The 24,061-nt window shown below is 41.6% G+C and carries 37 protein-coding genes; all 37 read right to left on the bottom strand.

Annotated elements, in window-relative coordinates; genetic code table 11:
• Positions 1-17 precede the first annotated feature (17 nt).
• Positions 18-1,301, bottom strand: a complete 1,284-nt coding sequence (locus ACFOWS_RS04150) for a citrate synthase (protein ID WP_366590810.1) — start codon at positions 1,299-1,301, stop codon at positions 18-20.
• A gap of 126 nt (positions 1,302-1,427) precedes the next feature.
• Positions 1,428-2,966 (bottom strand): glycogen synthase, encoded by a 1,539-nt coding sequence (locus ACFOWS_RS04145; protein WP_379762692.1) that lies wholly within the window; start codon positions 2,964-2,966, stop codon positions 1,428-1,430.
• Between the two features lie 121 nt (positions 2,967-3,087).
• Positions 3,088-4,380: a phosphopyruvate hydratase gene (gene eno / locus ACFOWS_RS04140; RefSeq protein ID WP_366590812.1), complete on the bottom strand. Its 1,293-nt coding sequence runs from the start codon at positions 4,378-4,380 to the stop codon at positions 3,088-3,090.
• A 119-nt stretch (positions 4,381-4,499) separates the two neighbouring features.
• A complete protein-coding gene (carA, locus tag ACFOWS_RS04135; protein ID WP_379762690.1) occupies positions 4,500-5,612 on the bottom strand; it encodes a glutamine-hydrolyzing carbamoyl-phosphate synthase small subunit in 1,113 nt (370 codons plus the stop codon).
• Positions 5,613-5,709: 97 nt separating this feature from the next.
• On the bottom strand, positions 5,710-6,210 hold the full coding sequence (gene rplQ, locus ACFOWS_RS04130) for a 50S ribosomal protein L17 (RefSeq protein ID WP_366590815.1): 501 nt from the start codon (positions 6,208-6,210) through the stop codon (positions 5,710-5,712).
• Between the two features lie 60 nt (positions 6,211-6,270).
• On the bottom strand, positions 6,271-7,263 hold the full coding sequence (locus ACFOWS_RS04125) for a DNA-directed RNA polymerase subunit alpha (protein WP_067029307.1): 993 nt from the start codon (positions 7,261-7,263) through the stop codon (positions 6,271-6,273).
• Positions 7,264-7,283: 20 nt separating this feature from the next.
• A complete protein-coding gene (gene rpsD / locus ACFOWS_RS04120) occupies positions 7,284-7,889 on the bottom strand; it encodes a 30S ribosomal protein S4 (RefSeq protein ID WP_366590819.1) in 606 nt (201 codons plus the stop codon).
• Positions 7,890-7,995: 106 nt separating this feature from the next.
• Entirely contained in the window at positions 7,996-8,388 is a 393-nt protein-coding gene (gene rpsK, locus ACFOWS_RS04115; protein ID WP_366590821.1) for a 30S ribosomal protein S11, read from the bottom strand.
• 101 nt (positions 8,389-8,489) lie between these two features.
• Positions 8,490-8,864, bottom strand: a complete 375-nt coding sequence (gene rpsM / locus ACFOWS_RS04110) for a 30S ribosomal protein S13 (protein WP_366590822.1) — start codon at positions 8,862-8,864, stop codon at positions 8,490-8,492.
• 2 nt (positions 8,865-8,866) lie between these two features.
• Positions 8,867-8,983: a type B 50S ribosomal protein L36 gene (gene ykgO, locus ACFOWS_RS04105; protein WP_010519235.1), complete on the bottom strand. Its 117-nt coding sequence runs from the start codon at positions 8,981-8,983 to the stop codon at positions 8,867-8,869.
• 4 nt (positions 8,984-8,987) lie between these two features.
• Positions 8,988-9,203 carry a translation initiation factor IF-1 gene (gene infA / locus ACFOWS_RS04100; protein WP_014031991.1) on the bottom strand — a complete coding sequence of 72 codons (216 nt, stop codon included), beginning with the start codon at positions 9,201-9,203 and terminating at the stop codon, positions 8,988-8,990.
• A 3-nt stretch (positions 9,204-9,206) separates the two neighbouring features.
• A complete protein-coding gene (gene secY, locus ACFOWS_RS04095; RefSeq protein ID WP_379762689.1) occupies positions 9,207-10,550 on the bottom strand; it encodes a preprotein translocase subunit SecY in 1,344 nt (447 codons plus the stop codon).
• Between the two features lie 14 nt (positions 10,551-10,564).
• The gene (gene rplO / locus ACFOWS_RS04090) at positions 10,565-11,017 is read right to left on the bottom strand and encodes a 50S ribosomal protein L15 (protein ID WP_379762688.1); all 453 of its coding nucleotides are present in this window, start codon (positions 11,015-11,017) and stop codon (positions 10,565-10,567) included.
• A gap of 13 nt (positions 11,018-11,030) precedes the next feature.
• Entirely contained in the window at positions 11,031-11,210 is a 180-nt protein-coding gene (gene rpmD / locus ACFOWS_RS04085; protein ID WP_067029297.1) for a 50S ribosomal protein L30, read from the bottom strand.
• A 12-nt stretch (positions 11,211-11,222) separates the two neighbouring features.
• The gene (gene rpsE, locus ACFOWS_RS04080; protein WP_036379820.1) at positions 11,223-11,747 is read right to left on the bottom strand and encodes a 30S ribosomal protein S5; all 525 of its coding nucleotides are present in this window, start codon (positions 11,745-11,747) and stop codon (positions 11,223-11,225) included.
• Positions 11,748-11,754: 7 nt separating this feature from the next.
• On the bottom strand, positions 11,755-12,108 hold the full coding sequence (rplR, locus tag ACFOWS_RS04075) for a 50S ribosomal protein L18 (RefSeq protein ID WP_366590826.1): 354 nt from the start codon (positions 12,106-12,108) through the stop codon (positions 11,755-11,757).
• 11 nt (positions 12,109-12,119) lie between these two features.
• Positions 12,120-12,662, bottom strand: coding sequence for a 50S ribosomal protein L6 (gene rplF, locus ACFOWS_RS04070; RefSeq protein ID WP_366590827.1), 543 nt, complete (start codon positions 12,660-12,662; stop codon positions 12,120-12,122).
• A 19-nt stretch (positions 12,663-12,681) separates the two neighbouring features.
• The gene (rpsH, locus tag ACFOWS_RS04065) at positions 12,682-13,080 is read right to left on the bottom strand and encodes a 30S ribosomal protein S8 (protein WP_366590828.1); all 399 of its coding nucleotides are present in this window, start codon (positions 13,078-13,080) and stop codon (positions 12,682-12,684) included.
• An 18-nt stretch (positions 13,081-13,098) separates the two neighbouring features.
• Entirely contained in the window at positions 13,099-13,368 is a 270-nt protein-coding gene (gene rpsN, locus ACFOWS_RS04060) for a 30S ribosomal protein S14 (protein WP_036379829.1), read from the bottom strand.
• A 1-nt stretch (position 13,369) separates the two neighbouring features.
• Entirely contained in the window at positions 13,370-13,921 is a 552-nt protein-coding gene (rplE, locus tag ACFOWS_RS04055) for a 50S ribosomal protein L5 (RefSeq protein WP_366590829.1), read from the bottom strand.
• A gap of 2 nt (positions 13,922-13,923) precedes the next feature.
• Positions 13,924-14,235, bottom strand: a complete 312-nt coding sequence (gene rplX / locus ACFOWS_RS04050) for a 50S ribosomal protein L24 (protein ID WP_036379834.1) — start codon at positions 14,233-14,235, stop codon at positions 13,924-13,926.
• Positions 14,236-14,251: 16 nt separating this feature from the next.
• The gene (gene rplN / locus ACFOWS_RS04045) at positions 14,252-14,620 is read right to left on the bottom strand and encodes a 50S ribosomal protein L14 (RefSeq protein WP_036379836.1); all 369 of its coding nucleotides are present in this window, start codon (positions 14,618-14,620) and stop codon (positions 14,252-14,254) included.
• Positions 14,621-14,622: 2 nt separating this feature from the next.
• Positions 14,623-14,880, bottom strand: coding sequence for a 30S ribosomal protein S17 (gene rpsQ / locus ACFOWS_RS04040; protein WP_014032003.1), 258 nt, complete (start codon positions 14,878-14,880; stop codon positions 14,623-14,625).
• A 13-nt stretch (positions 14,881-14,893) separates the two neighbouring features.
• Positions 14,894-15,085: a 50S ribosomal protein L29 gene (gene rpmC / locus ACFOWS_RS04035; RefSeq protein WP_014032004.1), complete on the bottom strand. Its 192-nt coding sequence runs from the start codon at positions 15,083-15,085 to the stop codon at positions 14,894-14,896.
• A 19-nt stretch (positions 15,086-15,104) separates the two neighbouring features.
• Positions 15,105-15,524, bottom strand: coding sequence for a 50S ribosomal protein L16 (rplP, locus tag ACFOWS_RS04030; protein ID WP_275650722.1), 420 nt, complete (start codon positions 15,522-15,524; stop codon positions 15,105-15,107).
• A 19-nt stretch (positions 15,525-15,543) separates the two neighbouring features.
• Positions 15,544-16,263: a 30S ribosomal protein S3 gene (gene rpsC, locus ACFOWS_RS04025; RefSeq protein ID WP_136565619.1), complete on the bottom strand. Its 720-nt coding sequence runs from the start codon at positions 16,261-16,263 to the stop codon at positions 15,544-15,546.
• Positions 16,264-16,273: 10 nt separating this feature from the next.
• Positions 16,274-16,681 carry a 50S ribosomal protein L22 gene (rplV, locus tag ACFOWS_RS04020; protein WP_207096766.1) on the bottom strand — a complete coding sequence of 136 codons (408 nt, stop codon included), beginning with the start codon at positions 16,679-16,681 and terminating at the stop codon, positions 16,274-16,276.
• Positions 16,682-16,688: 7 nt separating this feature from the next.
• On the bottom strand, positions 16,689-16,967 hold the full coding sequence (rpsS, locus tag ACFOWS_RS04015; protein WP_036379848.1) for a 30S ribosomal protein S19: 279 nt from the start codon (positions 16,965-16,967) through the stop codon (positions 16,689-16,691).
• A 12-nt stretch (positions 16,968-16,979) separates the two neighbouring features.
• Positions 16,980-17,804, bottom strand: a complete 825-nt coding sequence (gene rplB / locus ACFOWS_RS04010) for a 50S ribosomal protein L2 (protein WP_366590832.1) — start codon at positions 17,802-17,804, stop codon at positions 16,980-16,982.
• 9 nt (positions 17,805-17,813) lie between these two features.
• Positions 17,814-18,104, bottom strand: a complete 291-nt coding sequence (gene rplW, locus ACFOWS_RS04005) for a 50S ribosomal protein L23 (RefSeq protein ID WP_366590833.1) — start codon at positions 18,102-18,104, stop codon at positions 17,814-17,816.
• Between the two features lie 7 nt (positions 18,105-18,111).
• Complete coding sequence (gene rplD / locus ACFOWS_RS04000) at positions 18,112-18,741, bottom strand: 50S ribosomal protein L4 (RefSeq protein ID WP_366590834.1); 630 nt, start codon at positions 18,739-18,741, stop codon at positions 18,112-18,114.
• Positions 18,741-19,364 carry a 50S ribosomal protein L3 gene (gene rplC, locus ACFOWS_RS03995; RefSeq protein ID WP_366590835.1) on the bottom strand — a complete coding sequence of 208 codons (624 nt, stop codon included), beginning with the start codon at positions 19,362-19,364 and terminating at the stop codon, positions 18,741-18,743. The genes rplD and rplC overlap by 1 nt, the downstream gene beginning before the upstream one ends.
• Before the next feature lie 227 nt (positions 19,365-19,591).
• A complete protein-coding gene (gene rpsJ / locus ACFOWS_RS03990; protein ID WP_007094989.1) occupies positions 19,592-19,897 on the bottom strand; it encodes a 30S ribosomal protein S10 in 306 nt (101 codons plus the stop codon).
• A gap of 11 nt (positions 19,898-19,908) precedes the next feature.
• Entirely contained in the window at positions 19,909-22,035 is a 2,127-nt protein-coding gene (gene fusA / locus ACFOWS_RS03985) for an elongation factor G (RefSeq protein ID WP_366590836.1), read from the bottom strand.
• An 8-nt stretch (positions 22,036-22,043) separates the two neighbouring features.
• The gene (gene rpsG, locus ACFOWS_RS03980) at positions 22,044-22,520 is read right to left on the bottom strand and encodes a 30S ribosomal protein S7 (RefSeq protein ID WP_036379861.1); all 477 of its coding nucleotides are present in this window, start codon (positions 22,518-22,520) and stop codon (positions 22,044-22,046) included.
• 19 nt (positions 22,521-22,539) lie between these two features.
• Positions 22,540-22,914, bottom strand: a complete 375-nt coding sequence (rpsL, locus tag ACFOWS_RS03975; protein ID WP_013305196.1) for a 30S ribosomal protein S12 — start codon at positions 22,912-22,914, stop codon at positions 22,540-22,542.
• 247 nt (positions 22,915-23,161) lie between these two features.
• The gene (locus ACFOWS_RS03970) at positions 23,162-23,923 is read right to left on the bottom strand and encodes a hypothetical protein (protein WP_379762687.1); all 762 of its coding nucleotides are present in this window, start codon (positions 23,921-23,923) and stop codon (positions 23,162-23,164) included.
• Positions 23,924-24,061 lie beyond the last annotated feature (138 nt).

The following is a 24,061-nucleotide window of genomic DNA, read 5'->3' as shown; positions in this document are numbered from 1 at the left end:
GACTGTCTCCCCAAGTCTTATCTTTTTTCCAATGGAACAAAGGACCTTAGGTTTTCCCCGATATACACTTGTCGGGGTCTTCCTATGGGCTCTTTTCGTAGTCGCATCTCTCTCCATTGGGCTATCCAACCCGGTAGTCTTCCCAAAGCGAACATTACGGTGAACATATCTGTTGGAATGCCCAACGCTCTATAAATTATTCCCGAATAGAAGTCCACATTGGGATATAACTTTCTATCCACAAAGTACTTGTCTTCCAATGCTTCTTTTTCCAAACCTTTGGCGATATCCAAGATAGGATCTTCAATTCCGAGATTACCCAGTACATCGTCAGCTGATTTTTTTATGATTTTGGCCCTTGGGTCAAAGTTTTTATAGACACGATGTCCAAAGCCCATCAATCTGAATGGGTCGTTCTTGTCCTTGGCCTTGGCCATGTACTTTTTTGTGTCGCCACCATCGGCTTCAATGGCTTCCAACATTTCCAAAACGGCTTGGTTGGCACCACCATGCAAAGGTCCCCAAAGTGCCGAAATACCAGCAGAAAGGGACGCAAACAGACCTGCATGTGAAGAGCCCACTATACGTACCGTTGACGTTGAACAGTTCTGCTCGTGGTCGGCGTGAAGGATTAATAACTTGTCTAGAGCTTCAATGGCAATGGGGTCTTTTTTATACTCTTGGTTAGGTTTTTTGAACATCATCTTGTGTATGTTCTCCACATAACCTAGACTATCGTCTCCGTAGTCCAAAGGAAGTCCTTTTTTCTTACGTTGGGTCCAAGCCACCAATACCGGAAATTTGGCCAAAATGCGTACGATGGAGGCGTACATTGCTTTTTCTGAGGAAACATCCACGGAAATAGGGTTAAAAGCTACCAAAGCACTGGTTAACGAAGAAAGTACGCCCATAGGATGCGCTGCTTTTGGAAAGGCGTCCAAAATCTTCTTCATTTCCTCATCAACATGAGACTCTTCTTTAATGTCGTTATGAAATTTCTCAAGTTGTTCCTTATTCGGCAACTCTCCAAATATGAGCAAATAAGCCACCTCCAAAAAATCAGCTTTTTCTGCTAAATCCTCTATGGAGTACCCTCTATACCTTAGAATTCCTTTTTCACCATCCAGAAACGTAATAGAGCTTTCACAAGAACCCGTGTTTTTATATCCAGGATCTATAGTAACCATTCCGGTATCTGCCCTTAGTGTTTTAATATCAATTGCCAATTCATCTTCAGTACCTTTGATTACGGGGAATTCATACTGCTTTCCACCATATTCGAGTATCGCTTTATCCGACATTTTATGTTTTAATAGATTAGTAAAAATAGAATGCGGAAATTACGAAAAAGCGCAACCATTAACAATTTCCGACTCTTATTTGTGCAGTTATTAACAATAAAATATCAATGCTGCGAAAAAAAGCACTCAAGCCATATTGTACAGTAGGGTGTAGTACGCATCAACCGACTTTTTCCAGGTAAAACGCTTTCTTTTGGCGGCTGCTTGTATTTTCTTCCAAGTTGTCTTATCGTTTTGAAAAATATCCAAGGCCACATCCAAAACGTCGAGCATATTCTTGATTTTTTCATCGTAGCTTTCCCCATCAAAACTGAAGCCCGTTTTCAGGTGTTCAACAGTATCTTTTAATCCTCCCGTATGATGTACCAAACAGGGATGTCCGTTGCGCATAGCCAACATTTGGCTAATACCGCAGGGTTCAAAAAGACTGGGCATGAAATAAAGGTCAGATTCCAAATACATGGAATCTATAAGTTTTTCGGACTGCCCGTTAGTGAAAATGAAGTTTTTGTGCTCATAACTGAGCTTTCTGAATAGCTCCTCATACTCTGGTGCACCCGTACCTAAAAGCATAAAAATACCATCCACCTTCTCTAATTTTTTTAAAATCTCCACAAATGCCTCCGGGGAACGCATAAAGAAGTAGAATTTTTGCTCGGTCAATCGGGCCACGCTGGATGCGATGAACTTGGGTCGGTTACCGACATATTCCATTATTTTCTCACCAGTATGGGCCAAAAAATCGGCCTTGTATTTCTTATCTTCCTGCTGTAGCCAACCAAAAAGTGCTTTTACGGTATTGCGATAAATCTGACCTTTTGCTTCAGAGTTGATGTTCTTGTAATTGCATCCGTTCAAAATACCAAACAGTCTTCCTTCATCATCAGCTTTTTGAAGGTCTTTTTCCAAACCTTCCCCGCCAATGAACTCTGGGGGAGAACTCGGCAATAACACATCATCTTTATAGGAAGGGGAAACTGTGTGTACGGCATCAGCAAAACGAATTCCAACAGCCATTAAATTGATGCAATCCTTATACCGATAATCCATCAACTTTTGATAATCCAGAGGTACGGTTGGAAACCAATTTTTCACAGAAGAATAGTTCCCATCAAAAGGCCGTATTCCCTGAATGGCTAAATTGTGAATACTGTACACAAACCGTATATCCTGAAGGTTGACATAGTCTGGATGATATTCCCTCAGAAACAACAATAAGCTGGAATGCCAATCGTGCAAATGCACCACATCCAAATCTCCAAACGCACCTTGCTTTACGGCCTCTGCCACCGCGGTACAGAATATAAAATACTTAATAGCATCTGTGTAAAATGGCTCCTCAGGGTCATTGTGATAGATATGGGCAATATCCCCAGCTTCAATCTCCGGGTGATGTAGCACGTAGTGCACAATGTTTGGAAAATCCTTTTTGGGCTTTACTTCATACAACTCTGCCGTATATCGCAATCCCCGCAAATAAAAATTGAGGTTGGTTTTGAACAATCCATCTTTGTGAAGCCGTGAGTAAGACGGAACAATGACATGCACTTTATCCCCCCTTTCAGAAATTTGACGTGGCACATCCCGCACCACATCGCCCATTCCGCCAGCTTTACAATTGGCTAGGGCATCGTTTTCCGCTGCAACAAAAAGAAAATTATTCATATAGGTAAGATAGTTAGCACTGTTGGTTCGATGCTATAATTTAGCTAATCTTTGTTATTGAAACAAAAAAAAGCCTTTCCCATTTGAGAAAGGCTTTTGTTATGCTAAATAATCTTTATGCTTATTTTACCTTAAAGGCTTTTTCTTGAGGATAATAGGCAACACTTCCCAATTCCTCCTCAATGCGCAACAACTGGTTATATTTTGCCATACGGTCACTTCGTGAAGCGGAACCCGTCTTAATTTGACCTGTGTTCAACGCCACAGCCAAATCAGCGATGGTATTATCTTCAGTCTCTCCGGAACGGTGTGACATTACAGAGGTATACCCAGCATTTTTGGCCATGTTTACCGCTGCGATGGTTTCAGTCAATGTTCCAATTTGGTTTACCTTGATTAAAATGGAGTTGGCGATACCGTTTTCAATTCCTCTTGACAAACGCTCTACATTGGTCACGAACAAATCGTCACCAACCAACTGTACTTTATCTCCGATTTTTTCAGTTAACAGCTTCCAACCTTCCCAATCGTTTTCATCCATTCCATCCTCAATGGAGATGATAGGGTATTTTTCACAAAGGTCAGCCAAATATTGTGCTTGTTCTTCAGAAGTCCTAACGACTCCCTTGCTTCCTTCGAACTTTGTATAGTCGTAAGCACCATCCACATAAAATTCTGCTGATGCGCAATCCAAAGCGATCATTACATCGTCGCCTAATTTATACCCTGCCTTGGCAACCGCTTTGGCAATGGTATCCAAAGCATCTTCGGTACCACCTTCCAACGTTGGGGCAAAACCACCTTCATCACCTACAGCGGTACTCAAACCACGGTCGTGCAGTACTTTTTTAAGGTTGTGGAAGATTTCAGTACCCATTTGCATGGAGTGACTAAAATCTTTGGCTTTAACAGGCATCACCATAAACTCTTGGAATGCAATGGGAGCATCGGAGTGAGATCCACCGTTGATAATGTTCATCATGGGTACAGGAAGCGTGTTGGCACTAACACCGCCCACATAGCGATACAATGGCATACCCAATTCATTGGCAGCCGCTTTGGCCACTGCCAAGGAAACACCCAAGATGGCATTGGCACCCAGTTTGGATTTGTTCGGTGTGCCGTCCAGTTCAATCATGGTCTGGTCGATGGCATTTTGATCAAAAACCGAAGTACCCACCAATTCTTCAGCAATAACAGTGTTAACGTTGTTTACGGCCTTTCCAACGCCTTTCCCCATAAAGGAATCTCCTCCGTCCCGTAATTCAACGGCCTCATGTTCTCCTGTTGAGGCTCCGGAAGGAACAGCTGCCCTTCCCAAAATTCCATTTTCGGTAACTACATCTACTTCTACGGTAGGATTACCTCTTGAATCCAATATCTGTCTTGCATGAATATTGATAATAATGCTCATTTTATTCAAAGTTTATGATTGTAATTTAATTCGACTAAGATACGAAAAGGCGAGCCTTTTAACAGTATGTCAGCAGCTATAAAACGGTCTTAATAACCTAAAAATAAAACTATAACGTTTTAGTTCTTTCCTGTTTTGATTGCATCAAAAAATTGGTCGAAAAGATAGTCGGCATCGTGTGGCCCCGGACTTGCTTCAGGATGATATTGCACCGAAAACACATCTTTCCCTTTCATTTTGATTCCGGCCACTGTCTGATCGTTCAAGTGGGTATGGGTAATCTCCAATTCGGGATGGGCCTCAGTTTCTTCCCTATTAATGGCAAACCCATGATTTTGAGATGTAATTTCCCCTTTTCCAGTCACCAAGTTGAGAATAGGGTGATTGATTCCCCGGTGCCCATTGTGCATTTTGTATGTGGAAACTCCATTGGCGAGAGCCAATACTTGGTGCCCCAAACAGATTCCAAATAAGGGTTTATCTGAAGTAATCATCTTTTTGGCCGCGGTGATGGCATCCGTCAATGGTTCTGGATCTCCAGGTCCATTGGAAATGAAATAGCCATCTGGGTTCCATTTTTCCATTTCCTCAAAAGAAGTATTGTAAGGAAATACCTTGATGTAAGCTCCCCTCTTGGCCAAGTTTCGTAGAATATTCTTTTTAATACCGATATCCAAAGCGGAAATCCTGTAGGCAGAATTTTCATCCCCGTAGTAATAGGGCTCCTTGGTGGAAACTTTAGAGGAAAGTTCCAAACCTTCCATACTTGGGACTTGCTTTAATTCCTCTTTTAGCGCATCAATCTCATCGACCCTTGTTGAAATCAAGGCGTTCATGGCACCGTTATCGCGAATGTAACTTACCAAGGCACGGGTATCCACATCTGAGATGGCAAAAAGGTTGTTGTTGTTCAAAAATTCCAACAAACTCATTCTGGCGTCGGGTCTGGAGTATTCGTAGCTGAAGTTTTTACAAATAAGTCCCGCTATTTTTACGGAGTCGGATTCCACTTCGTCCAAATGGGCTCCATAGTTCCCAATATGGGCATTGGTGGTGACCATCAACTGACCAAAATAGGAAGGGTCGGTAAAGATTTCCTGATACCCGGTCATACCGGTATTAAAACATACTTCTCCAACGGCTGTACCTTCTTTGCCTCCTACAGCTTTTCCGTAGAAAATGGTCCCATCCGCCAATAACAACAGTGCTTTTTTCTTTTCGTGATACTTCATGAGGTGTTCCAATTTTTCAGTTTACAAAAAAACATAAAAAAAGGATAAGTTCTCACTTATCCTTTTTCCACTAATACAATAGTTAATAACATCTTTCTTATTCTTCAGAATCGTCAGTTTTAGTTTCAGCCGCCGGTGCCACAGGCTCCGCTTTCTTGCTTCCTCCTCTTCTACTTCTTCTGGTTGATTTCTTTTTGGGTTTACCAGCGTTGTATACCTCGTTGAAATCCACTAGTTCTATCATGGCCATATCGGCGTTGTCACCCAATCGGTTACCCAACTTAATGATTCGGGTATATCCTCCTGGTCTGTCCGCTACTTTCTCAGCTACTGTGCTAAAAAGTTCGGTAATAGCTTCCTTGCTTCTCAAGTTACTGAAAACAACCCTTCTGTTGTGCGTACCTTTTTCGGTAGTTTGGTTGTTCTCTATCTTAGCTTTAGTAATCAAGGGTTCAACAAACTGCTTCAAAGCTTTTGCTTTGGCCACAGTGGTATTGATTCGCTTGTGCTCAATAAGGGAGCAAGCCATATTGGCCAACATCGCCTTTCTATGGGCGGCTGTTCTGCCTAAGTGATTGAATTTCTTTCCGTGTCTCATCTTTCTAGTTTATCATCTTGCTACCAGACCCAATTGAACTTGGGGAGCAAAATATGATTATTAATCTTTATCTAATTTGTATTTGGAAAGGTCCATACCAAATTGTAGGCCTTTGTTGATGACCAACTCTTCCAACTCGGTCAATGATTTTTTACCAAAGTTTCTAAACTTCATCAAATCATTTTTGTTGAAGGAAACCAAATCACCCAAAGTATCTACTTCGGCGGCTTTAAGACAGTTCAATGCCCTAACGGACAAGTCCATATCTACCAATTTGGTCTTCAACAACTGACGCATGTGCAATGATTCCTCATCATAAGTCTCAGTCTGAGCGATTTCATCGGCCTCAAGGGTGATGCGCTCATCAGAGAACAGCATAAAGTGGTGGATCAATACTTTGGCAGCTTCGGTCAAAGCATCCTTAGGATGGATGGAACCATCGGTAAGGATTTCAAAAACCAATTTTTCATAATCGGTCTTTTGCTCTACCCTGAAGTTTTCAATGCTGTATTTTACGTTCTTCACCGGAGTGTAAACAGAATCAACCGCAATGCTTCCCAATGGGGCATTGGATTTTTTGTTTTCCTCAGCAGGAACATATCCACGTCCTTTTTCTATGATAATCTCAAGGTTGATGCTCACTTTGGGATCCATGTTGCAGATCACCAAATCTGGATTGAGCACTTGGTACCCTGAAATGAATTTTTGGAAATCTCCAGCGGTCAACTGTTCCTTTCCACTAACGGAAATGGAAACGGTCTCGCTCTCAACATCATCAATCTGTCTTTTAAAACGAACCTGTTTTAGGTTCAAAATGATTTCAGTTACGTCTTCAACAACGCCTGGGATAACAGAAAACTCATGTTCAACTCCATCTATGCGCACAGAAGTGATGGCAAAACCTTCCAAAGAGGAAAGTAGAACCCTTCTCAGCGCATTCCCAACTGTTAATCCATAGCCAGGTTCCAAAGGGCGGAATTCAAATTTCCCTTCGAAATCTGTTGAATCTATCATTATAACTTTATCGGGCTTCTGAAAATTAAGTAATGCCATAATTGGATTAATGTTGAATTTTATTTAGAGTACAATTCGACGATCAGCTGTTCCTTGATATTTTCAGGGATTTGAATTCTTTCTGGAACAGATACATACGTACCTTCTTTCTTTTCGGAATTCCAAGTGATCCATTCGTATACGCTGCTGTTGGCAGACAAAGAATCCTCAATGGATTGTACAGATTTTGATTTTTCGCGCACACCTACAACATCACCGGCCTTAAGGCTGTACGATGGAATGTTCACCACATTGCCGTTTACGGTAATGTGGCGGTGCGATACCAATTGACGTGCTCCTCTTCGTGAAGGGGAAATACCCATTCTATAGACCACATTGTCTAAACGGGATTCACACAATTGAAGAAGAATCTCACCGGTTACTCCTTCTTTTCTTTTGGCCTCGGCGAACAAGTTTCTAAACTGACGCTCCAAAATACCGTAGGTATATTTGGCCTTTTGCTTTTCCATCAACTGGATAGCGTATTCTGATTTTTTGCCACGGCGTCTGTTGTTACCGTGCTGTCCTGGAGGGTAATTTTTCTTTTCAAAAGACTTGTCGTCTCCGAAAATCGCTTCTCCAAATTTTCTAGCGATCTTTGTTTTTGGTCCTGTGTATCTTGCCATCTTCTATTAATTTGAAAGTGCGATTATGAATTAAGGCTTATCCTTCGATAATCTAAACTGCACCTTCGGGTGAAGACCCTTTTGGGGCCATTAAAACTATACTTGATTAAACTCTTCTTCTTTTGGGTGGTCTACAACCGTTATGTGGAAGTGGGGTAACATCGATAATCTCTGTAACCTCAATACCAGCATTGTGAATGGAACGGATGGCCGATTCTCTACCGTTACCTGGTCCTTTCACGTAAACCTTTACTTTTCTTAATCCTGCTTCGTGGGCAACTTTTGCGCAATCCTCAGCGGCTATTTGGGCAGCATAAGGAGTGTTCTTTTTAGAACCACGGAATCCCATTTTTCCTGCGGAGGACCAAGAGATTACATCGCCTTTTTTGTTGGTAAGGGATATAATGATGTTGTTGAAAGATGCAACAACGTGCGCCTCGCCGGTAGACTCAACGATTACCTTGCGTTTTTTTGTTGTTTTGGTACTTGCCTTTGCCATATTTCTTAGTTTCTAGTGTTAGCTCTTAGTTATTGGAATCCTAGACTTTTACATTTCAAACAGATTCTTCTAACGTCTAAAGACTAATGACTATGTTTTTATTATTTCGTTGCTTTTTTCTTGTTGGCAACTGTTTTTCTTTTTCCTTTTCTGGTCCTAGAGTTGTTCTTGGTACGTTGACCTCTCAATGGCAATCCGGCTCTGTGGCGAATTCCACGGTAGCAACCAATATCCATCAAACGTTTGATGTTCAATTGGGTCTCCGAGCGAAGCTCTCCTTCGATAGTGTATTCGGAAACAGCTTCCCTGATACGTCCGATTTCATCATCGTTCCAATCAGAAACCTTGGTATCCTCACTTACATCGGCCTTGGCCAAAATTTCTTGCGCTCTACTTTTACCTATTCCGAAGATATAGGTAAGCGAAATAACACCACGCTTTTGTTTAGGTATGTCTACCCCTGCAATTCTTGCCATAATTACCCTTGTCTTTGTTTAAATCTAGGATTCTTTTTGTTGATAACGTACAATCTGCCCTTTCTGCGAACAATCTTGCAGTCGGCACTTCTCTTCTTTATTGATGCTCTTACTTTCATGTAACTAGTATCTATACGTAATTCTTGCTTTTGTTAAATCGTATGGACTCATCTCCAACTTTACTTTATCTCCGGGAAGCAACTTAATGTAGTGCATTCTCATTTTCCCAGATATATGCGCCGTAACAACGTGTCCATTTTCCAATTCTACTCTAAACATTGCATTGGACAATGCTTCAATAATAGTCCCGTCTTGTTCTATTGCTGGTTGCTTTGCCATGTATTATGCTACTTTTCTGTTTTTTCCGGTCTTCATTAGGCCATCATAATGCCTGTTCAACAAATAGGAATTTACCTGTTGTACCGTATCTATTGCCACACCTACCATAATCAACAGAGAGGTTCCTCCATAAAACAAGGCCCAACCTGCCTGTACATCCATCAACTTTACCACAACTGCTGGCAAAACGGCCAACAGCGCTAAGAATATCGATCCAGGTAATGTGATCAATGACATGATCTTATCCAAATAATCCCCAGTCTCCTTTCCAGGACGAATACCGGGAATAAAACCTCCACTTCGTTTTAGATCATCAGCCATTTTGTTGGTAGGTACAGTAATCGCTGTATAGAAATAGGTGAAAATGATAATCAGAATGGCAAACAAAATATTGTAGGCCAGTCCAAAAATATCAGCAAACTGCACTTCCATCCATTGTCCTACTGCTGTATCGTTAAAAGTTCTTCCCAACAAACTTGGGGCAAACATGATTGCTTGCGCAAAGATGATGGGCATAACTCCAGAAGCATTTAATTTTAATGGAATGTACTGGCGTGCACCCATAATGTTCTTTTCATATCCACCAGAGGCAGTTCTTCTTGCATACTGTACTGGAATCTGACGTACTGCCATCACCAAAAGTACACTGGCCAAAATCACCAAGAACCATATAATTACCTCAATCAACATAAACATGATACCTCCGGTATTGTTGGTGGTCCTTGACACGAATTCCTGAACAAAGGACTGTGGCATAGTGGCAATAATCCCGATCATGATCAACAGTGAAATACCGTTTCCGATTCCTTTATCCGTAATCTTTTCACCCAACCACATGGCAAACACACATCCTGTCACCAAAATAATGACCGATGGAACAATGAAATCCAGTCCCTTACCCAAAACAAATGCACTATCTGGAACACCAAGTGCACCCAAACCGTACAAATATGCAGGAGCTTGAACGATACAGATTCCAATGGTCAACCATCGCGTAATTTGGTTAATGGTCTTTCTGCCACTTTCTCCTTCTTTTTGTAGTTTCTGTAGATACGGAATGGCTATTCCCATCAACTGAACCACAATGGAGGCGGAGATATAGGGCATAATTCCCAATGCAAATACAGATGCATTGGCAAAAGCGCCTCCTGTGAAAGCATTAAGAATTCCCAAAATACCCGAATCAGTACTTGAAGCCAACTGGGACAATTGGGTAGTATCTATACCTGGAAGTACAATACGGGTACCAAAACGATATACCAACAACAACCCAAGGGTTAGGATGATACGCTGTCTCAGCTCATCGATTTTCCAGATATTTGATATGGTCTCTATAAATTTCTTCATGCTATAAATATTCCTTATAAACTTATTGCTTCACCTCCAGCTTTCTCGATAGCAGCTTTTGCGGAAGCACTAAATTTATGCACAGATACCTTTAGACCGGCTTTTAACTCGCCATCGCCTAAAATCTTTACCAAATCGTTTTTATGGGTCAAACCGTTTTCAACAAGGATGTCAAAAGTAACTTCTTTCTTGATAACACCGTTGTCTACCAACTCTTGTAATTTACCCAAGTTGATACCTTTGTATTCCTTTCTGTTGATGTTAGTGAAACCAAACTTGGGAACACGTCTTTGCAAAGGCATTTGACCTCCTTCAAAACCAATCTTTTTGGAATATCCAGATCTAGACTTGGCTCCTTTGTGTCCACGGGTGGCGGTGCCTCCTTTTCCAGAGCCTTCTCCTCTACCTACACGTTTTCCTTCTTTGTGCACAGCGCCTTTCGCTGGTTTAAGATTATGTAAATCCATGTGCCTTTATATTTTAAGCTTCCTCTGTGGAAACCAAGTGTTTTACCTTATTTACCATTCCAAGGATATTGGGAGTTGCATCATGCTCAACAACCTGCCCGATCTTGCGCAATCCTAAAGCTTCCAAAGTTCTTTTTTGGTTCTGTGGCTTTTTGATGGCGCTCTTTACCTGTGTAACTTTTATCTTTGACATATTATCCTCTTTTTATCCTTTAAAGACTTTTTCCAAAGAAATACCTCTCTGCTGAGCTACAGTTTCCGCACTTCTCAATTGCAAAAGAGCATCAAAAGTTGCTTTTACTACGTTGTGGGGGTTGGAAGAACCTTGGGACTTGGACAATACATCCTGTACACCCACAGCTTCCAATACCGCTCTAACAGCACCACCGGCAATTACCCCGGTACCGTGAGATGCTGGCTTAATGTAAACCCTGGCACCTCCATACTTTCCCTTTTGCTCATGGGGAAGTGTTGCTTTGGTCAATGGAATGCGGACCAAGTTCTTTTTGGCATCCTCAATAGCTTTTGCGATTGCAGTGGCTACTTCTTTGGATTTTCCCAAACCATGTCCAACAACTCCGTTCTCATCACCAACAACAACTATTGCTGAAAAACCAAAGGCTCTACCACCTTTTGTTACCTTGGTAACCCTTTGCACTCCAACCAAACGGTCTTTCAACTCCAGTCCCCCTGGCTTAACTATTTCTACGTTTTTGTATTTCTGGTACATAGTCTTATTAGAATTTTAGTCCTGCTTCCCTAGCTCCTTCAGCCAATGATTTTACTCTTCCGTGATAAAGGTTTCCACCTCTGTCAAAAGCCACGGCTTCTACACCAAGCTTAAGGGCCTTTTCTGCTATGGCCTTGCCCACTGCAGTGGCGACTTCAGATTTGGTTCCTTTGGCGTCCACACCTTTATCGCGTGATGAGGCAGCGGCCAAGGTAACACCCTTAACGTCGTCAATCAACTGGGCATAAATTTCTTTATTGCTTCTGAACACAGCCAATCTTGGTCTTGCTTCAGTTCCGGAGGCTACTTTGCGTATTCTTCTTCGGATGCGTAATTTTCGTTCAGTCTTAGATAATCCCATAGTCTTAATTATTAAGCTGATTTACCTGCTTTTCTTCTTAATTGCTCACCAACAAACTTGATACCTTTTCCTTTGTAAGGCTCTGGCTTACGAAAACCTCTGATCTTGGCAGCTACTTGACCTACCAATTGTTTGTCGTGAGATGTTAATTTTACAATAGGGTTTTTCCCTTTCTCTGAGATGGTCTCAATTTTCACCTCCGGTGCAATATCCATAATGATATTATGAGAAAATCCTAGGGCCAAATCCAACTTCTGTCCTTGGTTGCTGGCTCTGTATCCAACTCCAACCAACTCCAATTCCTTGGTCCAACCTTGTGATACACCTTTTACCATATTGGCAAAAAGCGCACGGTACAAACCGTGTTTTGATTTATGTTCTTTGGAGTCTGAGGCTCTTTCTACCAAAACCTTACCTTCTTCAACCTTTACATCAACTCCTGAGAAATCTTGGGTAAGTTCTCCCAATTTACCTTTTACGGTAACCAAGGCATCTTTGACCTCTACGGTTACCCCCTCTGGAATTGCGACTGGACTGTTACCTATTCTTGACATTTTTCTTCTCTTTTCTCAATTAATATACGTAGCACAATACTTCACCACCTACATTCTCTTGCTGGGCTTGCTTGCTGGTCATCACTCCGTGCGAAGTGGACACAATGGCAATACCCAAACCGTTCAAGACTCTTGGTAAGTCACCTGAACCGGAATACTTACGAAGACCAGGCTTACTTACCCGCTCTAGCCTTTTAATAATGGGCTCCTTGGTAGCTTTATCGTACTTAAGGGCTATTTTAATGTTCCCTTGAACTTTATCGTCCTCGAACTTATAACTCAAAATATAGCCTTGATCGAACAATATTTTGGTAATCTGTCTCTTAAGGTTTGAACCAGGGATATCCACTACCCTATGGCCTGCCTTGCTGGCATTCCTGATTCTGGTCAAATAATCTGAAATTGGATCTGTAAGCATTTCTTTTCTATATCTAAATTACCAACTTGCCTTTTTAACTCCTGGAATCAAGCCTTTGTTGGCCATTTCCCTGAACATCACCCTAGAGATACCGAAGGTTCTCATGTACCCTCTTGGTCTTCCGGTCAATTTGCAACGGTTGCGCATACGCACGGGAGATGCATTCTTAGGCAGCTTTTGTAAGGCCTCATAATCTCCGGCCTCTTTTAAAGCTTTTCTCTTTTCGGCGTATTTCTCAACCATTTTTGCCCTTTTTCTTTCACGGGCTTTCATTGATTCCTTGGCCATACTAGTTCTTTTTAAAGGGTACTCCCAATTCGGTTAACAATGATTTTGCTTCTTTATCAGTTTCAGCGGAAGTCACAAATGTGATATCCATTCCGTTGATCCTGTTGATTCTGTCTATATTGATTTCTGGAAAGATGATCTGCTCTTGAACTCCTAAGTTGTAGTTTCCTCTACCGTCAAATCCGGTAGCTCTTACCCCTTGGAAATCACGTACCCTTGGAAGGGCAGTTGTGATCAAACGATCCAAAAATTCGTACATGCGCTCACCTCTCAAGGTCACTTTGGCCCCAATAGGCATTCCTTTTCTCAATTTGAAGGTTGCAACGTCCTTCTTGGAAAGAGTGGCCACTGCTTTTTGACCTGTAATATTGGTCAACTCGTCCACAGCATGATCAATAAGTTTCTTATCAGATACTGCAGCTCCAACTCCACGGCTTACAACAATCTTCTGCAACTTTGGAACCTGCATTACGTTTTTATAACCGAACTCATCGGTAAGCGCCTTGATCACGCGCTCTTTATATTCTTGCTTTAATCTTGGAATGTAGCTCATGACTAAATTACTTCATTGGATTTTTTGGAAACCCTAACTTTCTTTCCATCGCGCACTTCGTAACCAACACGTGTTGCGTCTCCAGATTTTGGATCGATCAACGATAGGTTAGAAATATGGATGGGAGCTTCCTTCTTTGTTATGCCTCCTTGAGGGTTCTGAGCACTTGGCTTTTCGTGTTTGGACACCTCATTGATGCCTTCCACTATGGCCTTGTTCTTTTCACGGTCTACACGAAGTACTTTTCCTTCGCTGCCTTTGTGGTCTCCCGCAATGACTCTTACCGTATCCCCTGTTTTTATTTTCAACTTCATCTCTCTGATATTTCTATTACAGCACTTCAGGTGCCAATGAAACAATCTTCATGAACTGTCTGTCCCTAAGCTCTCTTGCAACCGGTCCAAAGACACGGGTTCCTCTCATTTCGCCGGTTGGGTTCAACAATACACAGGCATTGTCATCAAAACGGATGTAAGAACCATCTGGTCTTCTTACTTCCTTTTTGGTACGAACAACCACTGCTGTTGATACAGAACCTTTTTTTACAGTACCGTTTGGAGTAGCTTCTTTTACGGTAACCACAATTTTGTCACCCAAGGAAGCATATCTTCTTTTTGTTCCTCCCAAAACGCGGATGGTCAAAACTTCTTTTGCACCAGTATTGTCCGCAACCTTTAATCTTGATTCTTGCTGTACCATAATTATTTAGCTCTTTCAAGGATTTCAACCAACCTCCAGCATTTTGTTTTGCTCAAGGGACGGGTTTCCATTATTTTGACGGTATCACCTTCGTTGCAATCGTTCTTTTCGTCATGGGCAACATATTTCTTGGTCTTCAAAACGAATTTCCCGTACATGGGGTGCTTTACTCGTTTTACCTCAGAAACCACAATTGATTTCTCCATTTTGTTGCTGGTAACAACGCCTATTCTTTCTTTTCTTAAATTTCTGTTTTCCATAAGGCAGAACCAATTATTGTAATTCCCTTTTAGTTAATTCTGTTGCAAGTCTTGCCACCGTCCTTCTCGTCTTTCTAATCTGTAAAGGATTTTCCAAAGGAGTAACAGCATGTGCCATTTTAAGGTCTGCATGTTGTTTTTTGAACTCAGCCAAACGCTCCTTTAGCTCTTCAATTGAAAGTTCTTTTATTTCTGATTGTCTCATCTTTCTTCTCAATTAAAAATTAAGCGGAATAATCCCTTGCTACGACAAACTTGGTCTTTACCGGTAATTTTTGAGCCGCTAGTCTCAAAGCTTCCTTGGCAACATCCATGGGAACCCCGGCAATCTCGAACATGATTCTTCCTGGTTTTACAACGGCCACCCAGTATTCTGGAGCACCTTTACCCTTACCCATACGAACCTCAAGAGGTTTTTTGGTGATGGGCTTGTCTGGAAAAATCTTGATCCACAATTGACCCTGTCTCTTCATGTATCTTGTCGCAGCGATACGCGCAGCCTCTATTTGACGGGAAGTAATGAAGTGTGAATCCATGGACTTTATACCAAACATTCCATTGGAAAGCTGGTGTCCTCTTTGTGAGATTCCTTTCATACGCCCCTTCTGGGCTTTACGAAATTTCGTTCTTTTTGGCTGTAACATCTTACCTTACTTTATCTTATTACTTTCTACGGCGTGGTTTTTTACCACCATCTTGTTTACCGCCTTTTCCTCCTTGACTCTTGCTCAATCCTACCAATGGGGAAAGTTCTCTTTTTCCATAAACCTCACCCTTCATGATCCACACCTTAATGCCCAATCTACCGTAGGTAGTGTGAGCTTCGTGTAAGGCATAATCCACATCGGCTCGGAAAGTGGACAATGGAATTCTACCTTCTTTGTAGGACTCCGAACGTGCCATTTCAGCGCCGTTCAAACGTCCGGAAATCTGAATCTTGATACCTTCTGCATTCATACGCATTGCAGCTGCAATGGCCATTTTAATTGCTCTACGGTATGAAATCCTGCTCTCAATCTGTCTCGCAACACTCGCAGCTACCAAATTGGCATCCAATTCAGGTCTCTTGATCTCATGAATATTGATCTGAACTTCCTTGTTGGTAATTTTCTTAAGCTCTTCCTTAAGTTTATCAACCTCTTGACCTCCCTTACCAATAATGATACCTGGACGAGCCGTGGTAATGGTAATGGTGATCAATTTCAAGGTGCGTTCTATAATCACTCGTGATACACTGGCCTTGGCCAAACGTGCATGCACGTACTTTCTTATTTTATCATCCTCAGCCAGCTTATCGCCGTAATCGTTTCCTCCGTACCAGTTGGATTCCCATCCTCTGATAATTCCCAAGCGATTTCCTATTGGATTGGTCTTTTGTCCCATATTCTATTTTCTAGCTTTGAACGTTGTTATTGGCTTCCAAGATCATGGTAACATGATTGGAACGCTTTCTGATTCTGTGAGCCCTTCCTTGGGGAGCTGGTCTCAAACGCTTCAACATGGTTCCTCCGTCTACACGGATTTCCTTGATGTAAAGATCAGCTTCCTCAATATTGGCCTCCTCATTCTTGGCTTCCCAATTGGCGATAGCAGATAGCAAAAGCTTCTCCAACTTTCTTGAGGCTTCCTTTTGGTTGAACTTCAAAATAGCCAAAGCCATTTCTACTTGTTTTCCTCGAACCAAATCAGCTACCAAACGCATCTTTCTTGGAGACGTTGGGCAATTGTTAAGCTTTGCAATAGCAAGTTGCTTTTTCTCTTCCTTTAACCTTTCGGCCATTTGTCTTTTACGAACTCCCATAGCTTACTTACTTTTTACCTTTGTTTTTAGCCCCTGCATGACCTCTAAAAGATCGTGTAGGTGAAAATTCTCCAAGTTTGTGACCTACCATGTTCTCGGTTACATATACAGGAACAAATTGTCTCCCGTTGTGCACTGCGATGGTCTGTCCCACAAAATCCGGGGTTATCATTGAGGCTCTAGACCATGTTTTGATAACCGTTTTCTTTCCTGATTCTATATTGGCTTGGACTTTTTTCTCCAAACTAAAATGAACGTATGGTCCTTTTTTTAACGAACGTGCCATTTACTTTTTCTTTTATTTCTTTCTACGTTCAATGATATATCTATTGGTGTCCTTGGTCTTGGAACGGGTTCTGAATCCTTTTGCAGGAATACCGTTTCTAGATCTTGGATGACCTCCGGAAGCCCTTCCTTCACCACCACCCATTGGGTGATCTACTGGGTTCATGGCTACTGGTCTTGTTCTTGGTCTTCTACCCAACCATCTGCTTCTACCTGCTTTACCAGATACCAACAATTGGTGGTCTGAGTTGGAAACTGCTCCAATCGTAGCCAAACACGTGGCCAAAATCATACGCGTTTCTCCAGAAGGAAGCTTAATGGTAACAAACTTACCGTCCTTGGCCATCAACTGGGCAAAAGTACCAGCACTACGTGCCATGATTGCTCCCTGACCAGGTCTCAATTCTATGCAAGAGATAATAGTACCCAAAGGAATTTCACTCAAAGGAAGTGCATTTCCAATCTCAGGAGCAGAACCAGTTCCAGATTGGATAGCCTGACCTACTTGCATCCCATTTTGGGCAACTACATATCTTTTTTCTCCATCGGTGTATTCCACCAAAGCGATAAATGCAGTTCTATTGGGATCATACTGAATGGATTGCACAGTGGCCTCCACACCTTGTTTATCCCTTTTGAAATCGATGATTCGATATCTTCTTTTATGACCCCCACCTCTATGGCGCATGGTCATTTTTCCTTGACTGTTCCTACCACCTGACTTTTTTAACGGAGCAAGCAAGCTTTTCTCCGGCTTATCAGTAGTAATCGCGTCAAATCCGTTTACTACTCTAAAACGCTGCCCAGGGGTTATCGGTTTTAATTTTCTAACTGACATTTCTCGTCTTTATAGATTACTGTAAAAATCAATAATATCACCTTCAGCCACATCAACAATTGCTTTCTTCATGGCATTTGTCTTACCGTGCTGGATTCCGGTTTTTGTATAACGACTCTTACGGCTTGGACCATAATTCATGGTTCTTACCTTTTCAACAGAAACACCATAAGTGGCTTCAACAGCGTCTTTGATCTCCAATTTGTTGGCCTTTGGGTCAACATAGAAACCATAACGATTGAAAAGCTCGCTATCAGCGGTCATCTTTTCCGTAATTATCGGTCTTATCAACACACTCATGATATTCTTATTTCTTTAGATTCGATTCAATTCCTTCCAAAGCGCTTTCGGTCAATACTAAACTGTTAGCGTTAACTATTTTGTAAGTATTTAATTGTGAACCAGTTACGACTTCGGAGCGTTCCAAATTACGCGACGACAAATATACGTTATTATTTGTATCACCCAACACAATAAGAGACTTTTTGTTTTCAAGGCCCAAAGAGGTCAAAAAAGCAACAAAATCCTTGGTCTTTGGTGCTTCAAAATTGAAGTCCTCAACAACCACTAAAGCTTTGTCTTTGGATTTAAGGCTCAAGGCCGATTTACGGGCCAATCGCTTTACGTTTTTGTTTAATTTTTGGGTATAATCCTTTGGTCTTGGACCAAAGATTCTACCACCTCCTCTAAACACAGGGGACTTAATGCTACCTGCTCTTGCGGTACCAGTTCCCTTTTGTTTTTTGATTTTACGGGTACTTCCGGCAATCTCAGCTCTTTCCTTTGCCTTATGCGTACCTTGTCTTTGATGGGCCAAATATTGCTTAACATCCAAATAGATGGCATGCTCATTGGGCTCTATGGCAAAAACATCGTCAGAAAGGTCTACTTTTCTTCCGGTCTCTTTTCCTTTGATATCTAAAACTGCTACCTTCATTATTGCCACCTTTGAATAGTTACATATGAATTTTTGTGACCAGGCACACAACCTTTTACAACCAAAAGGTTTTTCTCTGGAACCACTTTCAATACTCTTAAGTTTTGCACGGTCACTCTTTCTCCACCCATTCTACCGGCCATTTTCATTCCTTTGAAAACTCGGGCAGGGTATGAAGCAGCACCGATGGAACCAGGGGCTCTCAATCGGTTATGCTGACCGTGGGTTGCTTGACCAACACCACCAAAACCATGACGTTTTACAACCCCCTGGAAACCTTTTCCTTTGGATGTTCCAACAACGTCAACAAACTCACCTTCCATGAAAATGTCAACACCTACGGTATCTCCCAACTTGTATTCACCCTCAAATCCTTGGAACTCAACGACTTTTTTCTTTGGAGAAGCACCTGCTTTTTTAAAGTGACCCGTTTCGGCCTTGTTTGCACGTTTTTCTGCCTTGTCATCGAAACCAAGTTGAAGGCCTTTGTACCCGTCAACCTCTTCGGTTCTGACTTGGGTAACCACACATGGTCCAGCTTCAAGAACGGTACATGGAACATTTTTTCCATTCTCGTCAAAGATGCTGGTCATGCCGATTTTTTTTCCTATTAACCCAGACATATTTATTTACAATTAAAATTAAATTCCATTTCACTTAAGGAAATCCTTTTGGACACCCCTAAAGTCCCCTGAAGGGGACAATCTAAACTTTCAATATTCCAGCCAATTTCTTGGCAAAAAAATTGGGTCAAGAAAAGACTCTGCTCTGACCCAGATTTTTTTCTTTCACCGTTTTTCCTGAACCATCGTTCAGGACATGTTCGTCCCTACTCTAGGGCAGAAACTTATCAGACTTTAATCTCCACCTCAACACCACTGGGAAGCTCAAGCTTCATAAGGGCATCGATGGTTTTTGATGAAGAGCTGTAAATATCCAACAATCTCTTGTAAGAACTCAATTGGAACTGCTCTCTAGATTTCTTGTTCACGTGAGGTGAACGCAAAACCGTAAATATCTTTTTGTGCGTTGGCAATGGAATGGGTCCAGTTACCACAGCACCTGTTGTTTTTACTGTTTTCACGATCTTTTCAGCAGATTTGTCCACCAAATTGTGATCGTAAGATTTCAATTTTATTCTAATTTTTTGACTCATCTTGCTGAAAATTAAGCGGTTACTCCTTTAGCTGCTTTAATAACCTCTTCCGCAATATTGGAAGGAGTTTCGGCATAGTGTGAAAATTCCATTGTAGATGTAGCTCGACCAGAAGACAAAGTCCTCAATGCGGTTACATACCCAAACATTTCGGATAGGGGAACAATAGCTTTTACCACTTTTGCCCCTGCTCTATCATCCATGCTGTTTACTTGACCTCTTCTTCGGTTCAAGTCACCAACAATATCACCCATGTTTTCTTCTGGTGTAAGAACCTCCAATTTCATGATAGGCTCCATCAACACTGCTCTTGCTGCTTTGGCTGCTGACTTGTAACCAAGCTTGGCGGCCAATTCGAAAGAAAGTGAATCAGAATCCACAGGGTGGAAAGATCCATCCTTAAGGGTTACTTTCATACTATCCATCTCAAATCCTGCCAAAGGACCATTTTTCATAGCCTCTTTGAATCCTTTTTCAACAGATGGAATATATTCTTTAGGAATGTTACCTCCTTTGATCTCATTTACAAACTCAAGACCTTCTTTACCTTCTTCCGAAGGCTCCATAGTAAATACAATATCGGCAAATTTACCTCGACCACCGGTTTGTTTCTTGTACGTTTCTCTATGGTTTGCAGTTGCAGTAAGCGCCTCTTTGTACTCAACTTGAGGTTGACCTTGGTTTACTTCCACCTTGAACTCACGTCTCAAACGGTCAACAATGATATCCAAGTGAAGCTCACCCATACCAGAGATAATGGTTTGACCTGAAGCTTCATCGGTTTTTACCTGGAAAGTTGGATCTTCTTCAGCCAATTTGGCCAAAGCCATACCCAATTTATCGACATCGGCCTTAGTTTTAGGCTCAACTGCGATACCGATAACGGGATCAGGGAATTGCATACTTTCCAAAACAATTGGATGCTTTTCATCAGAAAGCGTGTCACCCGTCTTGATATCCTTAAATCCAACCGCTGCACCAATATCACCAGCCTCGATAAAATCAATGGCATTTTGTTTATTGGAGTGCATTTGGTAAATACGGGAAATACGCTCTTTGTTTCCAGATCGGTTGTTCAAGATATAAGATCCTGCGTCCAAACGACCGGAATAAGCTCTAAAGAAAGCCAAACGACCTACGAAAGGATCGGTGGCAATCTTAAAGGCAAGCGCAGAAAACGGTTGTTTTGGATCCGGCTTCCTTCTTTCTTCTTTTTCAGTATCTGGATTGATACCAATGATATCATCCTTATCCAAAGGAGAAGGTAAGTAACGACAAACCGCATCCAAAAGGAATTGAACCCCTTTATTTTTGAAGGATGAACCACAGATCATAGGAATGATTGCCCTGTCCATAACTGCGGCACGCAAAGCAGCGTGTACTTCATCCTCGGTGATGGAATCTTCATCTTCGAAGAATTTTTCCATCAAGTTTTCATCATATTCAGCAACAGCTTCAATCAAGGCTGCTCTGTATTCTTTTACCTCGTCTTGCATTTCTGCAGGAATGTCAACGACATCAAAGGTAGAACCGAAGTTATCTTCGTGCCATACAACAGCTCTGTTTTTGGCCAAGTCAACTATACCCTTGAAATCAGCTTCATCACCAATTGGCAGTACAATTGGCACTGCATTGGAACCCAACATTTCACGAACTTGCTTGCACACGTTCAAGAAGTTGGAGCCTTGACGGTCCATTTTGTTCACGAACCCGATACGCGGCACCTTATAGTTATCGGCCAATCTCCAGTTGGTTTCTGATTGTGGTTCAACACCATCAACAGCACTGAACAAGAAAACCAATCCATCCAATACACGAAGGGAACGGTTCACCTCTACGGTAAAGTCCACGTGTCCGGGAGTATCGATAATATTAAAGTGGTAATCTTTTGTATCAGGCAATGGCTGTGCATTTTCCATAGGAAACTTCCACGTACAGGTAGTGGCAGCAGAGGTAATGGTAATCCCACGCTCCTGCTCTTGCTCCATCCAGTCCATGGTAGCGGCACCATCGTGCACCTCACCAATTTTGTGACTCACACCGGTATAAAAAAGAATACGCTCTGTAGTAGTTGTTTTACCAGCATCAATGTGAGCTGCAATACCTATATTCCTTGTATATTTTAAATCTCTTCCCATTGTAATGATTAGAATCTAAAGTGTGAGAATGCTTTATTGGCCTCAGCCATTTTGTGTGTATCTACTCTTTTCTTCACTGCAGCACCTTCTTCTTTGGCAGCGGCCAAAATCTCAGAAGCCAATTTTTGCGCCATGGATTTTTCATTACGCTTTCTTGCGTAAAGAATCAACCATTTCATGGCAGTAGATATCTTTCTATCTGGACGAATCTGCATTGGAATCTGAAATGTTGCACCACCCACTCTTCTACTTCTTACCTCAACATGTGGCATTACATTGGAAAGAGCGTCTTTCCAAAGTTCCAATCCTGTTTTTTCTTCGTCAGTGTTCTTTTCGTCAACAATATCAATTGCATCGTAGAAAATCTTGAATGCAACTGATTTTTTACCATCCCACATCATCATGTTCACAAAACGTGTAACAAGCTGATCGTTAAATCTTGGGTCTGGTAATAGCGGTCTTTTCTTTGCCTGCTTTTTTCTCATCGCTTCTTCTTAAAGTTGATTACTTTTTAGGACGCTTTGCACCATATTTAGATCGACGCTGCGTTCTTCCTGCCACACCGGCAGTATCCAACGCCCCACGAACGATATGATATCGCACACCAGGCAAATCCTTTACTCTTCCACCTCTAACCAATACTATCGAGTGCTCTTGGAGGTTGTGTCCTTCACCAGGGATGTATGCGTTCACCTCTTTACCGTTGGTTAACCTTACCCTTGCAACTTTACGCATTGCAGAGTTTGGTTTTTTAGGTGTAGTGGTGTAAACCCGCGTACAAACCCCTCTTCTTTGAGGACACGAATCCAAAGCAGCCGATTTACTCTTCTTGGTAATTGTGGCCCTTCCTTTTCGTACTAATTGTGAAATTGTTGGCATTAAAATTTCTATTAAAAACTAAATAACCCTCATTTTGAGGGCTGCAAATGTAGTGATATTTCGGAATAATTCAAACGCCCAACCTTTTTTTTCTAATAATATTCGAATGCTTTTGAAAATTGAAGATAATACACATGAATGTTAAGCTTGGTATTGGCGCTTTTCACCACAAATATGATGGCCGAAAATAAACCCAATACAAGAAACCGACAACTCCTTAATAATTAGGTATTGCGTGATTTGGGAATCAATTTAGCGTGTTCATGAAAGCTACCAACTTAATCAAGTCATTTATTTCCTTAAAATTGATCGCATTGTCTTTTACAAATTTTCTTACTAGTGCTTGATCTTGTTTTGGAATATGTTTCATTAGGGACTTTTTGGTCTTTTTAAATCTTTTTGGATTTTTACCCTCCACCACAATGTAATATGTATTGGAATCCAAAAATTGAGGAGGCACTGGTTGATGGAATGAGGTTTCAGGTTTTTTCCCCTCTTTAAAATATTTGACTTTTCTATGGTACAGGCTGTATGCGTTTCCCAAAACCAGTTCAGAGAGATAGCCTTCAACTAAATTTTTATCGGCATCCAAGAAACGCTTCAAGACATACTTTTCATTACCGATCACAAAAGACAATCGAGTGCTCTTTGAAATGACCTCGGGGTCATGTTGCCGACTTCTTTTTGCCTCGATCTCATCCGCATAGGCATTATGCCTCATGAGGTAACTTCCGTAATATTGACCACCCAAGAACACTTTGCCTTGCTCAAAATTTTCATCAAAATACATTGAACCGCGAATATCCGATACCTTAATCGGCTTACCATCCCAGTTCCTAAATCTATTGGTAAGCTCATTCATGTGGGCCGCGGCCGTGGCATTGTTCCAAACGGGGCCAACAGACCTCAATGTGCTGGAATATCCTTCGCTTTGTGCAAAACCCTGATGCAAATGGAAAAGTGCATAAACAAGAAGCAAGAAAAACAGGAAACGGCTAGTTTTGACCATCTTTTATTTTCAATCTACGACTATTGAAACACTTAAGAGTACTTTTAAATCGGGAAAGGAAAAACCAGCATGGCCCCTATTTTGCAAACACCGTATTTGATTCTGTGAAAAAAGAAACAAACGAATGTGTTGCAACAA

Origin of the sequence: Flagellimonas marina (assembly GCF_042651185.1) — a bacterium.
Taxonomy (GTDB): Bacteria; Bacteroidota; Bacteroidia; order Flavobacteriales; family Flavobacteriaceae; genus Flagellimonas; species Flagellimonas marina.
The sequence above is the reverse complement of the archived record's forward strand: the minus strand, read 5'-3'. Positions and strand labels throughout refer to the sequence as shown.